This is a genomic window from Sphingomonas sp. PAMC 26621, assembly GCF_000251145.1.
GTDB lineage: Bacteria > Pseudomonadota > Alphaproteobacteria > Sphingomonadales > Sphingomonadaceae > Sphingomonas.
The window spans coordinates 135,214-148,616 of record NZ_AIDW01000006.1 but is presented as its reverse complement, the minus strand read 5'-3'; the positions used below and the strand labels follow the sequence as shown (position 1 = coordinate 148,616).

The following is a 13,403-nucleotide window of genomic DNA, read 5'->3' as shown; positions in this document are numbered from 1 at the left end:
AGAAGGATTAATGGCAATGGAACGCGAGGGCGGATTCGTCGATCAGGACGATCGACGCGGCGGTTCCGGACGAAAATACCAGATCCCGCAATGTTCTGACACCATCACGCCCGCTTTGGTGCCCGGCGTACCCGCACGCAAAGACTCGAGCACCGGCTCGATATCGCCCGCCGACTCGAAGACGGGGCGCGAGATACGGTGGTTTTCGCGCACCCGTGCGATTGCCCTGCGGGCCAGCATCCGCTGCATGTCGCGCGGCAGATCCCCCAACCGCACTTTCACGCCCACCGCGTCGTCGGCGACGAGCCGTTCGTCCCACAGCCACGCCGCCATCGCCTCCAGCGCGCGTTGCGCGGAACCCGCATAAGCCGCCGTGCGGGCAAGGCCGGCCGGGTCGAGCCACGTCGTCTCGCGCAGCATGTGCCGCACGCGCACCCGCTCGAAGTGCGTGTCGTCGTTGCTCGGATCGTCGACGAAGGGAATCACGCCATCCATCACGACCGCGCGCAACGCGGCGCGGCGCCAGCCGAGCAGCGGGCGGATGATCGTGAAATGCCCCCCGCCGCCGCTGATCGCGTGCGTCCGCCGCGACCGGACGCCGGCAAGCCCGGCCGGACCGGTTCCCCGAACCGCGCGCATCAGGAAGGTTTCCGCCTGATCCTCGACATGATGCGCGGTCGCCAGCGCCACCGCGCCGGAGTCGATCACCCATTGCCCCATGACGTCATAGCGCAGCGCACGCGCCGTCGCCTGGATCGCGGTCTTTCCGATCGTCTCGCGCAACGGCAGCGTCCGGTGCGGGACGCCGCGGTTCGCACACCAGCGCGCGACCATCGCGGCTTCGACCGCGGCGGCGGGGCGAAGGCCGTGGTCTACGGTCGCCGCGCACACGCGCCCCGGAAACGCCGCGGTCGCCAGCGCGAGCATCGCCATGCTGTCAGGCCCGCCCGACACAGCGAGCGCCAGCACGCCGTCCGCCGCCAGCGGCGCGCCCAGCGTATCCGCCACATCCTCGCGAAACCGCGCGACCTGCGCGGGATCGAGCCCCGGATGCGGGGCGGTCATGTCAGCTGCAGTTCGAGGCCGCGCGGCCCTTTGCCACCCCTGCCTTCATCTTGGGATCGGCATCGACCTTCGCGCCATAGGTGCGCTGGAGCTCGGTATAGACCTTGCACACCTGTGCCGCGGGCTTGTCGAGCTTCACCAGCGCCTGTGCGAGGTAGAACAGACTCTCGGGCGCCCGGTCGCCATCGGGCCAGGTCTTGTAGCTGTCGTAGAAGGCAAGGCTGGCGAGCGATGGCTTGCCATCCTCGAGATACGACCGGCCGAGCAGGTTCTGCGCATAGCTTGCGCGCTTGTGCTTTGGGTATTTGGTCGTGACCGTCTTGAACTGCGTTTCCGCCTCGGCATATCGCTTCGCCGTCCACAGCCGATAGCCGTAGAGATAGGTATCCTCGACCGGGTCGCCGGTCTCCGGACGCTCGACCGAAGCGACCTGGGTGGTTCGTTGCGTATCCCCGGCGACGGCGGCGGCTCGGGTCGGATTGGCCATCGTCGGTGCCGCGGCGTCCGGGGACGGGCGCGACGCGCTCGGCCGCGGGTTCGCGGGGGCCGGGCGGTCGCCCGCCTGCTCCTCGAGCGTCCGCGCTTCGCCCGCGCCGCCGAACGCGCCAGGTGCAGCGGCGGGCGGCGTATCCGCCGCACGCGCGGCAGCGTTGGTCTCGATCGTCTTGAGGCGGCCTTCGAGCACGTCGATCCGATGCTGGTTGGTCTCGACCTGCCCGGTCATCTGGCGCAGCTGCGCTTCGAGCGAATCGACTCGCGCGGTGAGATCCGCGACCGGGCTGGCGGCGGGGGTGCCCGGGATCACCGCCTGCGGCCGTGCCGCAACGTTGTCAGGCTCGACATAGGCCCCCGCGCCGCCCGGGAAGACCTTGCGCTGGACCGCACGCATCTCGCTCTCGAGCCGACCGACACGCCCCTCGACATTGGACTGCGCGAGCGCTGGTGTTCCGCCGAGCATGGTGGCGGCAAGCAGGATCGTGACGACTGGAAACTGGCGCATCAAACACCCCCCGGTGCGAGAAAGGAAAGAAAGATCGCGACGCCGACCGACGTCACGGCGTGGGGCTGCTGCCGCCCGACGGTGCGGCGGGTTCCGGCGCGACCGCGGCCGGCGCGGCGATGTTGAGCCCCGAGCCGGACGCCGCGGCGGTCCGCGGCGATCCTTGCGAACGCTGCGTCGTGTCGGGTGCCGCACCCGCTTCGGTCGCGGGCTTGCCCCGCGCGATCAGCGACGCGGGGTCGACCTTGACGTCCTTGATCGCGCGCTTGCCGTCGCCCAGCGGCGTGATCGGCTGGCCGCCGACCGTCACGCGCAGCTTGTCGGGACGGCCGACGTTGATCATCGGCCCGGCGGCATCGCCCGGCACCGTATAGGCCTCGCCCGGCTTGAGCGTCCCGATGTAGAGCGTCTTGTTCGCGCCGTCATAGACCTTGAGCCACACCTCGTCGGTCGCAGTGAGCACGACAGGCCCGTTCTGCGGCGTGGGGATCGGCGCCGGAGCCGGTGCTGCGACGGGCACGGTGCTGGCGACCGGCGCAGAATTCGCCGGTGCGTTTTCCTCGGGATGGAACAGGTTGGTGCCATACCAGATCCCCGCCCCGATCAGCAGGATCACCGCCGCGATCAACGCACCGAGGGCAAGCCCGCGGGTCGGGCCACGCGACGGTTCGACGATTTCATACGCCTCATATTCGATCCGGCGTGGCGTGGTCGGCTTGTCGACCGCTCCCCGGATATCGCGCCCGACCGCAACCTCGTCGACCCCCACGGCGCGGGCGTACGCCTTGGCGAAGCCGACCGAATAGGTGATCGACGGCAGTGCAGCGAAGTTCGACTGCTCGATCGCCTCGAGCTGGCGCACCGGTATCCGCGTGCGCGCCGCGACTTCGGCAAGCGACAGCCCCATCGCCTCGCGCGCCTCGCGCAGCCGCTCGCCAGCCGTCTTGGGGAACAGCGTCGCCTCTTCAGGCGGTAACGGATCGGTCATGCAGTCCTCCGGCCGGACGGTTGCGCCCCGGGTGCGCCCGGCCCTCGCCCCCGTGTCTCACAAAGCGGGCGGGACAAGTCAACGCCTTGCGCGCTTGTCGCCGCCCGGTTCACGCCAGTTCGACGTCGTGTTGCCGGGCCCATTCGGTCAATGCGCCCCGCATGTCGCGCGGCGGGGCCTTGAGCAGCGTCGCCATATGCGCGGACAAGGCCGCGCGATCGAGCGTGCGGACCATCGCCTTGATCGGCCCAACCGCCGCCGGTGTGATCGACAGCCGTTCGATGCCAAGGCCAATCAGCGCCATCGCTTCCAGGGGCCGCCCGCCCATCTCGCCACACACCGTCAGCTGGACGTCCGCCGCGCGCGTCGGCTCGACCAGCCTGGCGAGGAACCGCAGGATTGCCGCGCTCAGCCAGTCATAGCGTTCGGCGAGCTTGGGGTTGGCGCGATCGGCGGCGAACAGGAATTGCGTCAGGTCGTTGGTGCCGACCGACAGGAACGAGATGTTGGGCAGCAACAGGTCGAGCTGCTCGGCCAGCGCCGGAACCTCGAGCATTGCGCCATAGCGGATTTCGGTCGGCAATTTCTTGTTGCGCGCCGAAAGCCAGTCACGCTGCGCCTCGAACAAGGCGCGCGCCTCGTCGAATTCCCACGGCTCGCTCACCATCGGGAACATCACGCTCAAGGTCCGCCCCGCCGCCGCCTCGAGCAGCGCGCGCGCCTGGACCTTCATCAATCCGCCACGCTCCAGCGCCAGCCTGAGCGCACGCCACCCCATCGCGGGGTTCTCCTCATCCGCGTCGGTTTTGTTGAGATAGGGCAGCGCCTTGTCGCCGCCGATGTCGACCGTGCGGAACACCACCGGGCGATCGCCTGCGGCTTCGAGCACGTCGCGGTACAGCCGTTGCTGGCGCTCGCGCGAGGGGAGCGTGGCGGAAACGAGGAACTGGAATTCGGTGCGGAACAGCCCGATCCCGTCCGCCCCGGTCATGTCGAGCGCAGAGACATCGTCGCGCAGCCCGGCGTTGACCATCAGCGTGAGGCGGTGGCCATCCTTCGTCACCGGTGCCTCGCTCTTGAGCGCGGCGAACACCGCACGGCGCTTCTGGCGGAGTTGCAACGCGGTCTCGAACACTTCCTCCATCGCGGACGACGGGCGCGCAAAGACGTTGCCCGCGGTGACGTCGAGCAACAACAGATCGCCCTCCCCGATCAGCCGCCGCACGTCGCGCACGCGCCCGAGCACCGGCACGCCCATCGCGCGCGCGACGATGGTGACATGGGCGGTCAGCGAGCCCTCCTCGAGGATCACGCCCTTCAGGCGACGGCGGTCATATTCGAGCAGCTCGGCGGGCCCGAGATTGCGCGCGATCAGGATCGTGTCCTGCCGCAGCCCCATCTGCGCGGCGGTGCCCATCTGCCCCGAGACGATCCGCAGCAACCGGTTCGACAGATCCTCAAGATCGTGCATCCGATCCGCGAGCAAAGGATCGTCGATCTGCCGCATCCGCATCCGGGTGCGCTGCTGAACCCGCTCTATCGCCGCCTCGGCGGTGAGGCCGCTGTCGATCGCCTCGTTGATGCGGCGGCTCCAGCCCTCGTCATAGGCGAACATCTTGTACGTCTCGAGCACTTCCTCATGCTCGCCACCGCCGCCGAATTCGGCCTGGCTCGCGAGCCGCTCGATCTGGTCGCGCATCTTGTCGAACGCGGCATAGACGCGGTGGCGCTCGGCCTCGGCATCCTCGGCGACGGTATGTTCGACATGGACGCGCGGCTGGTGGAACACGGCATAGCCGCTCGCCATCCCGTCGACGAGCCGGAGCCCGGCGATCCGCATCGGCGCGGTCGACTGCGGGCGCATCGTCGCCGCGCCGCTCGCGTCGACCAGTTCGGCATTGGCGATCAGCTCGCTCAGCACCATCGCGACGGTCTGCAGCGCCTCGATCTCGACATCGGCGTAGCGGCGTGATTCGACGTGCTGGACGCACAGCACCCCGACCGCGCGCTCGCGGCGGATGATCGGCACGCCCGCGAAACTGTGGAAGCGATCCTCGCCGGTCTCAGGGCGATAGGCGAAATCGGGGTGCGACGCGGCCTCGTCGAGATTGAGCGTCTCGACCTGTTCGGCGATCGTGCCGACGAGCCCCTCGCCCATCGCCAGCTTGGTGACGTGCACCGCCTCCTGCGCGAGGCCGCGGGTGGCGAAGAGTTCGAGCACGCCTTCGCGGAGCAGGTAGATCGAACAGACCTCACTCGCCATCGCCTCGCCGACGATCCCGACGACCGCGTTGAGCTTTGATTGCGCAGGCGTTCGCGACGCCATCACGTCGTGAAGACGGACGAGGATCTCGCGGGCGGAAGCGGCTGCAGTCGTCATGCGATGGCGCTAACAGATTGCTTGGCCACGTTCCATCTTGCGCCGCACAACATAATTTTTGGCGGCTGATCGGGTGGGGGATCGGGATGGTTCCTCAGCTTTCGAACAGGCTTTCCTGGCTCCCCGCCGGCGGGTTGAGCCCGAGGTGCTTCCACCCGCCCGCATTGAGGCACCGCCCCCGCGCCGTCCGCGCGATCAGGCCCAACTGGATGAGATACGGTTCGATCACTTCCTCGACCGTGTCGCGGGGTTCGCTCAAGCCCGCCGCAAGGGTTTCCACCCCGACTGGACCACCGCGATAGATGTCCGCGATCATCATCAGGTAGCGCCGGTCCATCGCGTCGAGCCCGAGCTTGTCGACCTCGAGGCGGTTGAGCGCGCGATCGGCCTCGGTCGCATCGACGCTGTCCCGTCCGGCGGCATGCGCGAAATCACGGACGCGGCGGAGCAGCCGCCCCGCGATGCGCGGCGTCCCGCGCGACCGGCGCGCGACTTCGGTCGCGCCCTCGGGGGTGATCGCGAGGCCGAGCAGCCCGGCCGCGCGCGTCACGACCCGTGTGAGTTCCTCGACCGTGTAGAAGGACAGCCGCACCGGGATGCCGAAGCGATCGCGCAGCGGCGTGGTGAGCAACCCTTGCCGGGTGGTCGCGCCGACCAAGGTGAAGCGCGGCAGGTCGATGCGGACGCTGCGCGCGCTTGGCCCCTCGCCGATCATCAGGTCAAGCGCGCGGTCCTCCATCGCGGGATAAAGGACTTCCTCGACCGCGGGCTGGAGGCGGTGGATCTCGTCGATGAACAGCACGTCGCCATCCTCGAGGTTGGTCAGCAGCGCGGCGAGATCCCCCGACTTGGCGATCACCGGGCCCGAGGTCGCGCGGAAGCCGACGCCCATCTCGCGCGCGATGATCTGCGCGAGCGTGGTCTTGCCGAGCCCCGGTGGGCCGAAGAACAGCACGTGATCGAGCGCATCGCCACGCGCACGTGCCGCCGCGATGAAGACGCGCAGATTCTCGCGCGCGGCCTTCTGCCCGACGAAATCGTCGAGCGACTTGGGGCGCAGCGCGGCATCGACGTCCTCGGGCGTGCGGGCAGCGGTGAGGATGCGGTCTTCGGTCATCCCGCCGCGATAGCGCGCGGTGGCTGGGCGGGGCAAGGCGCAGCGGGTAAGGCGTGACGATGGCTGACCTTCCCGATCTGTATCTTATCGCCGACATGGCCCCCGATCTGGTGGACGCGCTGGAGCAGCGCTTCACGGTGCACCGCACCGATCCGCCTGCGACGACCCGCGCGATCTGTGGGGGCGGGAGCAGCGTGGTCGATGCCGCGCTGATCGACCAGCTCCCCGCGCTGGAGATCATCGCGATCAACGGCGTGGGCTATGACGGGATCGACGTGGCTGCTGCGAAGGTGCGCGGGGTTCGCGTGACCAATACCCCCGACGTGTTGACCGATGACGTCGCCGACCTCGCGATCGGGCTGTGGCTCGCGGTCGAGCGGCGGATCGCGGCGAACGACGCAGCGGTGCGTGACGGCGGCTGGAACGTTCCGCTCGCGCGGCAGGCGAGCGGGCGGACGATCGGGATTTTCGGGCTGGGCCGGATCGGCCACGCGATCGCGCGGCGCGCCGAACCGTTCGGCGGTGAGATCCTCTACACCGCGCGCAGCGAGAAACCGGTCACGTGGCGGTTCGTGCCCGACATCACCGCGCTTGCCGCAGCATGCGACGTGCTGATCCTCGCCGCGCCGGGTGGGACCGGGACGCAGCGCATCGTCGATGCGGCGGTGCTGGCGGCGCTTGGCAGCGAGGGCGTGCTGGTCAACGTAGCGCGCGGCAGCCTGGTCGATCAGGGCGCGCTGGTTGCGGCACTGGAAACCCGCGAGATCGGAGGGGCTGGCCTAGACGTCTTCGCGGACGAACCCGCCGTGCCCGAGGCGCTCAAGACGATGCCGAACGTCGTCCTGTCCCCGCATCAGGGCAGCGCCACGGTCGAGACCCGCGCGGCGATGGCGGCACTGGTGCTCGCCAATCTCGACGCGCATTTTTCAGGCAAACCGTTGCCGAGCGCAGTGGTTTAGCCCGGCCCCTACTTCGCCGCCTTGCGCAGCGCCAGTCTGACCAGCGCATCGAGCGTTGCGCCCGTGCCGAGCTCCTCCTCCGCCGCCGCGACCGCGCTGCTGGCTTCGGCGGGGCGGAAGCCGAGGTTGAGCAGCGCCGATACCGCATCCGCGCCCGCGCCGACCGGGGCGACCGCGCCGCCGCCGCCGCTGCCGAGCGCGATGCCGCCGGTCTTGTCCTTGAGTTCGCGCACGATCCGCTCGGCGAGCTTGGGGCCGACGCCGTTGGCGCGCGCGACCATTGCCTTGTCCTGCGCGGCGATCGCGCGGACGAGATCGGTCGGTTCGAGCGCGGACAGGATCGCCAGCGCGACCCGCGCGCCGACGCCCTGGACGCCGGTCAGCAGGCGGAACCAGTCGCGTTCCGAGGCGCTTGCGAAGCCGACGAGGCGGATGAAGTCCTCGGCGACCAGCATCTCGGTGTGGAGCATCACCGGCTCGCCGACCGGGCCGATCGCGGAGAGCGTCCGGGACGACGCGCCGACGAGGTACCCCACCCCGCCGACGTCGATCACCGCATGGTCGAGGTCGGTCGCGCTGAGGACGCCGCGTAAGTGAGCGATCATTGCACAGACGCGAAACGAGACATTAGCGTAAGTCCTTGTAAAACAATCTGATTAGTCGACCGGACCAGCATGCGCCAATCGTCTGCGGCGGGCACTGATGCGTAACCGGAACGGGTGGCGCGAGCAAAGCGAAATCAGGGGATGCGCCGGGCGCTCGCCATGTGGTGCGCGTGGCAGATCGCCACGGCCAGCGCGTCCGCCGCGTCCGCGCCGTCGATCTTGACGCCCGGGAGCAGCACCGACACCATCGCATGGACTTGCGCCTTGTCCGCATTGCCGACGCCGACCACCGCCTTCTTGACCAGCCGCGCGGCATATTCGCCGACCTCGAGCCCGACCCGCGCGCCCGCGCACAGCACGACGCCGCGCGCCTGACCGAGCTTGAGCGTGCTTTGCGGGTTGGAATTGACGAACACTTCCTCGACCGCGCACGCGTCCGGCGCATGATCGACGATCAGCGCGGCGAGCATCGCGTCGAGATGCGCGAGGCGGCGGGGGAGCGGCGCGGCGGTGTCGGTCTTGAGGCGGCCGTTGGCGACGTGGCTCAGGCGGTTGCCCTCTGCGCGGATCAGGCCCCAGCCGGTGGTGCCGAGGCCGGGGTCCAGGCCGAGGATCAGCATTTTGGGTTGGAAGAAGGGGGTTTCAAGCAAAGGCGCGAAGCCGCGAAGGTAGAAGACTTTGGGAGTGTCATTGAATTGGCCGGGTCAAGGAAGGGGGTTCTCGCACAAAGCCACAAAGGCACTAAGAGGGAAGGAAGGAAGGGGGTTCAGAACCGCCCCCTCCCCGCGTCATCCCGGGCTTGGCCCGGGATCCACCGGGGTTCGCATCGGCCGCTTCGCGGAAAGTGCGTTAGGCTGTGCCGGGACGAGCGCGGCGGGCCGGGAGACATAAACTTCTTCTCTTTGTGGCTTTGCGGCTTTGCGGCTTTGCGTGATAAATCCTTGCTTAGGCCTTCTGAGGCAGCGCCTGCGCCGTTTCGTTATCCCGAACCTATGACGCCGCTCTCCGTGAGACACTGCCCCACCCCAACCCAGCGTCGGGTCGGTCATGCCCCCGGCATGACCTGAACAGCGCGGGGCGCTGTTCACCCGACGCTCCTGAAGGGGAGGGGCTTTTAGGAAAGGGTTAGCCGAGCTTCTCCAAAATCGCGTCGGACACTTCGTAATTGCCCCACACCGTCTGCACGTCGTCATCGTCGTCGAGCACGTCGATCAGCTTGAACAGCGTCGCCGCATCGTCCTCGCCGACTTCGACCATCGTCTGTGGACGCCACGCGAGCTTCGCACCCTCGGGCTCGCCGAGCACCGGGGTCAGCGCGGTGACGACTTCGTGGAGCGATTCGTTCGAGGTCCAGATCTCGTGGCCCTCGTCGCTCGACTGGACGTCCTCGGCACCGGCTTCCAGCGCCGCCTCGAACACCTTCTCCGCATCGCCCGCCGACGCCGGATAGGAAATCAGCCCCATCCGGTCGAACGCATGGCTGACCGAGCCCGACGCGCCCAGATTGCCGCCGTTCTTGGCCATGCCGGTGCGGACGTTGGTCGCGGTGCGGTTGCGGTTGTCGGTGAGCGCCTCGATGATCAGCGAGACACCGCCGGGACCGAAGCCCTCGTAGCGGATTTCCTCGTAATTCTCGGTATCGCCCTTCGATGCCTTGTCGACCGCGCGCTGGATGTTGTCCTTGGGCATCGACTGCGCCTTGGCGGCGTTGATCGCCATGCGCAGGCGCGGGTTCATGTCCGGATCGGGCAGGCCCATCTTCGCCGCGACGGTGATTTCGCGGCTGAGCTTGGAGAACATGCCCGAGCGCTTCTTATCCTGCGCGCCCTTGCGGTACATGATGTTCTTGTATTTGGAATGGCCTGCCATGGGTCTCTCTGCTTTGCCTGCGCGTCATCCCGGCGCCTGGGCCGGGATCCATCCTGTGCCCCGTCGCATACCGTCCGGGGCGAAGTGGATGCTGGAACAAGTCCGGCATGACGGCAAGAGTGTAGGTCGGTCGGCGCTTACGCCAGGCCGAGCGCCTGCTTGTACGTCTCGAGCAGCATTTCTGCCTCGTCGCGGTGGTGCTTTTCCATTTTGCGCAGGCGCACGATGGTGCGGATCGTCTTGACGTCGAACCCGGTGGACTTGGCTTCGCCGTAGACGTCCTTGATGTCGTCCGCGATGCCCTTTTTCTCTTCCTCGAGCCGCTCGATGCGCTCGATGAGAAGGCGTAGCTGGTCGGCGGCGATGGTCTCGCTCATGAAAAGTCCCCTGCAAACAGATCGTGGACCATCCGTCCCGAACAGGGGCCGGGCGGGGTCGGGGCGTATCGGGGGCGCCGCGCTGGATCAGCGGGCACTTTGCGATACGCCGGGTCGACACGCTCGGTGGCGGTTCAGGGCGAATGGCGGTGGACGCGGGCCTTACCCATCCGCGTGCCCCGCGTCACCCCCCCGCGTCACCCCGCGTGTCACCCTCGCGCGCGCGCCTGCCCGCCACGGGTCACGCATTCTTGGCGACGCTGTCCTTCATCCGCTGCAATTGCTCCGGCGTCGCGTCGCCCTGGTGGTGCGTCTTCCACTCACTGTAGGGCATGCCGTAGATCGTCTCGCGCGCCGCTTCCTTGTCAAGCGTGCCATGCGATGCTTCCTGCACCCAATCCGACAGGCAGTTGCGGCAGAACCCCGCCAGCCCCATCAGGTCGACGTTCTGCGCGTCGTCGCGGTGGCGCAGATGGAGCACCAGCCGCCGGAACGCCGCCGCCGCGACCGAATCATCCAGATCATTCAAATCGCTCATCGCACGCTCCAAAGGTTGATCGTGCCGAGATAGGGGTTAGAGCGGCACGCGCAACGCCACTCCCCAGGGCAAGGACAATCCATGACAAAGGCCATCAGCCCCCGCGCGCGCAAAGTCCGCATTCTCGCGACGCTCGGTCCCGCCAGCAATACGCCCGAGATGATCGCCACGCTGTTCGAAGCGGGGGCCGATGCCTTCCGCGTCAACATGAGCCACGGCGACCAGCAGTCGAAGGTCGCGGTGATCCAGGCGATCCGCGCGCTTGAGAAGACCTACAACCGCCCGTCGACGATCCTCGCCGATCTGCAGGGGCCGAAGCTGCGCGTCGGCAAGTTCGAGGGCGGCCGGGTCGAGCTCGTCACCGGCAACACCTTCACGCTCGACCGCGATGCGACCCCGGGCGATGCGACTCGCGTCGAGCTCCCGCACCGCGAGATCTTCGAGGCGATCGAGCCCGGCGCACGGCTGCTGCTCGACGACGGCAAGCTGGTGCTGCGCGTGACCAGCCACACCGAGACGACGATCGTCACCGAGATCATCGTCGGTGGCGCGCTGTCGAACAACAAGGGGCTCAACGTCCCCGACGTCGTGCTGCCGATGGCCGCGCTGACCGAGAAGGATCGCAGCGACCTCGCCTTCGCGGTCGACCAGGGTGTCGACTGGATCGCACTCAGCTTCGTCCAGCGGCCCGAGGATCTCGCCGAGGCGCGCAAGCTGATCGGCGGCAAGACCGCGTTGCTCGCCAAGATCGAGAAGCCTTCGGCAATCGAGCGGCTCGAGGAAATCGTCGAGGCATGCGACGGCGTGATGGTCGCGCGCGGCGATCTCGGTGTCGAATTGCCGCCCGAGAGCGTGCCGCCGCTGCAGAAGCGGATCATCGAGGTTTCGCGCCGCCTCGGCCGCCCGGTCGTGGTCGCGACGCAGATGCTCGAATCGATGATCTCCTCGCCCTCGCCGACTCGCGCCGAAGTCTCCGACGTGGCGACCGCGATCTATGACGGCGCGGACGCGATCATGCTGTCGGCGGAAAGTGCCGCGGGTGCATGGCCGAAGGAATCGGTCGCGATGATGAACGCGATCGGCGAGGCGGTCGAAAAGGACCCGACGCACGGCGACCGGATCCACTTCACGCAGATCCATTCGGACCCGACCACCGCGGACGCTCTGGCGGAAGCCGCGAAGAACATCGCGCACACCGTCGATGCCGCGGCGATCATCTGCTTCACCGCCTCGGGCTCGACCGCGCGTCGTGTCGCGCGCGAGCGGCCGGGCGTGCCGCTGATGGTGCTGACCCCGAACATCGAGACCGCACGGCGCGCCGGGCTGCTGTGGGGCGCCTATGCGGTCCACACCAAGGACGTCGATTCGTTCGAGGCGATGGTGGCGAAGGCCAAGCGCATGGCGCTGCGCCACACCCTGGCGAAGGCGGGCGACCGCGTGATCATCATCGCGGGCGTCCCGTTCAAGACGCCGGGGTCGACCAACGTGCTCCACGTGGTGCGGATCATCGGGGACGAATTGAAGGATTATAAGTGAGGTTGGACTGACCGACCGCTGACCGTCACCCCGGCCTCGTGCCGGGGTCCACCGTCGTCGGCATGGGAGAGCCGCCGAATCGCTCGTGCTCCTGCGCAGGCAGGCGCCCAGAGTTGCAAGCGCCACGCCTGTTACCCTGAGCTCCTGCCTGCGCAGGAGCACTCCATTTGGGTCAGGCTAGAAATCCGAGGTTCACCAGATCCGCGCGCAGCGTCTCCGCATCGGTGAACACGACCGCGGGCATGCCGACGCTCTGCGCGCCCGCGACATTGTCTTCGCGGTCATCGACGAACAGCGCATCTTCCGCGGCCAATCCGAAGCGATCGAGCGCGAGGCGATAGATGGCAGGATCGGGCTTGGTCAGCAGTTCGTCGCCCGACACCACGATATCGGCGAAGCGATCGAACAGGTCCGCCTCACGCGCGCGGAACGGCGGCCAGAACTCGCCGGAGAAGTTGGTGATGGCATAAAGCGGCACGCCCGCCGAATCGATCTCGCGCACGAGCGCGTCCATCCCCGGAAGCATCCCCCCGAGTTGATCGATGAATCGCGGCCCCCAGGCGGCGATCAGATGGGCATGGTCCGGATGCGCGGCCGCAAGCTCCGCCGAGGTCTCGGCGAAGGGGCGGCCAGCGTCATGCTGGAAATGCCAGTCCTTGGTCGCAACATCCCGCAGAAACGCGTCGAGCGCCCGATCATCATCGATCAGGCGCTCATAGAGGAACCGCGGGTTCCAGTCGTACAGGACGTTGCCGACGTCGAAAACGACGGCCCGCGTCCGGGCACGCATCGGGTGATTAACCCTGGCGCGCCTTGAAGCGACGGTTGGTCTTGTTGATGATGTACGTGCGCCCACGACGACGAATCACGCGGTTGTCGCGATGACGGCCCTTGAGCGACTTCAGGGAATTGCGGATCTTCATGATCGATTCGCTTTGCAAATTCTGGAATGTGGAAAAGAGGCGCTCG

14 protein-coding genes are annotated in these 13,403 nt (G+C 67.9%); 2 read left to right on the top strand and 12 right to left on the bottom strand.

Annotation, left to right across the window (positions count from 1 at the left end; genetic code table 11):
* Positions 1-42 precede the first annotated feature (42 nt).
* The 5 genes from tilS to ruvB form a co-directional block, all read right to left on the bottom strand.
* Positions 43-1,065, bottom strand: a complete 1,023-nt coding sequence (gene tilS / locus RI03_RS03260; RefSeq protein WP_010215160.1) for a tRNA lysidine(34) synthetase TilS — start codon at positions 1,063-1,065, stop codon at positions 43-45.
* Position 1,066: 1 nt separating this feature from the next.
* On the bottom strand, positions 1,067-2,065 hold the full coding sequence (locus RI03_RS03255) for a tetratricopeptide repeat protein (RefSeq protein WP_010215158.1): 999 nt from the start codon (positions 2,063-2,065) through the stop codon (positions 1,067-1,069).
* Positions 2,066-2,117: 52 nt separating this feature from the next.
* Entirely contained in the window at positions 2,118-3,053 is a 936-nt protein-coding gene (locus tag RI03_RS03250) for a helix-turn-helix domain-containing protein (RefSeq protein ID WP_010215157.1), read from the bottom strand.
* Between the two features lie 109 nt (positions 3,054-3,162).
* Positions 3,163-5,433, bottom strand: coding sequence for a phosphoenolpyruvate--protein phosphotransferase (gene ptsP / locus RI03_RS03245; protein WP_010215156.1), 2,271 nt, complete (start codon positions 5,431-5,433; stop codon positions 3,163-3,165).
* Between the two features lie 94 nt (positions 5,434-5,527).
* A complete protein-coding gene (gene ruvB, locus RI03_RS03240) occupies positions 5,528-6,550 on the bottom strand; it encodes a Holliday junction branch migration DNA helicase RuvB (protein WP_010215155.1) in 1,023 nt (340 codons plus the stop codon).
* A 59-nt stretch (positions 6,551-6,609) separates the two neighbouring features.
* Between ruvB and RI03_RS03235 the strand changes: the two genes are divergently transcribed.
* Complete coding sequence (locus RI03_RS03235; protein WP_010215154.1) at positions 6,610-7,509, top strand: 2-hydroxyacid dehydrogenase; 900 nt, start codon at positions 6,610-6,612, stop codon at positions 7,507-7,509.
* 8 nt (positions 7,510-7,517) lie between these two features.
* Here the strand turns inward: RI03_RS03235 and ruvA are convergent, their stop codons facing one another.
* From ruvA to RI03_RS03210, 5 genes are all read right to left on the bottom strand, one after another.
* Positions 7,518-8,114, bottom strand: a complete 597-nt coding sequence (gene ruvA, locus RI03_RS03230) for a Holliday junction branch migration protein RuvA (protein WP_010215152.1) — start codon at positions 8,112-8,114, stop codon at positions 7,518-7,520.
* 134 nt (positions 8,115-8,248) lie between these two features.
* A complete protein-coding gene (gene ruvC / locus RI03_RS03225; RefSeq protein ID WP_010215150.1) occupies positions 8,249-8,734 on the bottom strand; it encodes a crossover junction endodeoxyribonuclease RuvC in 486 nt (161 codons plus the stop codon).
* Between the two features lie 505 nt (positions 8,735-9,239).
* Entirely contained in the window at positions 9,240-9,983 is a 744-nt protein-coding gene (locus RI03_RS03220) for a YebC/PmpR family DNA-binding transcriptional regulator (protein ID WP_010160910.1), read from the bottom strand.
* Between the two features lie 137 nt (positions 9,984-10,120).
* Entirely contained in the window at positions 10,121-10,360 is a 240-nt protein-coding gene (locus tag RI03_RS03215) for a DUF2312 domain-containing protein (protein ID WP_010160912.1), read from the bottom strand.
* 241 nt (positions 10,361-10,601) lie between these two features.
* Positions 10,602-10,898 (bottom strand): DUF1244 domain-containing protein, encoded by a 297-nt coding sequence (locus tag RI03_RS03210; protein WP_010215149.1) that lies wholly within the window; start codon positions 10,896-10,898, stop codon positions 10,602-10,604.
* Between the two features lie 81 nt (positions 10,899-10,979).
* Between RI03_RS03210 and pyk the strand changes: the two genes are divergently transcribed.
* On the top strand, positions 10,980-12,434 hold the full coding sequence (pyk, locus tag RI03_RS03205) for a pyruvate kinase (RefSeq protein ID WP_010160914.1): 1,455 nt from the start codon (positions 10,980-10,982) through the stop codon (positions 12,432-12,434).
* A gap of 172 nt (positions 12,435-12,606) precedes the next feature.
* Here pyk and RI03_RS03200 read toward each other — a convergent pair whose 3' ends face one another.
* Together RI03_RS03200 and ykgO are read right to left on the bottom strand one after the other, a co-directional pair.
* Positions 12,607-13,224, bottom strand: a complete 618-nt coding sequence (locus RI03_RS03200; protein ID WP_010215148.1) for an HAD family hydrolase — start codon at positions 13,222-13,224, stop codon at positions 12,607-12,609.
* A gap of 7 nt (positions 13,225-13,231) precedes the next feature.
* Positions 13,232-13,357, bottom strand: coding sequence for a type B 50S ribosomal protein L36 (gene ykgO / locus RI03_RS03195; RefSeq protein WP_010160916.1), 126 nt, complete (start codon positions 13,355-13,357; stop codon positions 13,232-13,234).
* Positions 13,358-13,403: the final 46 nt, after the last annotated feature.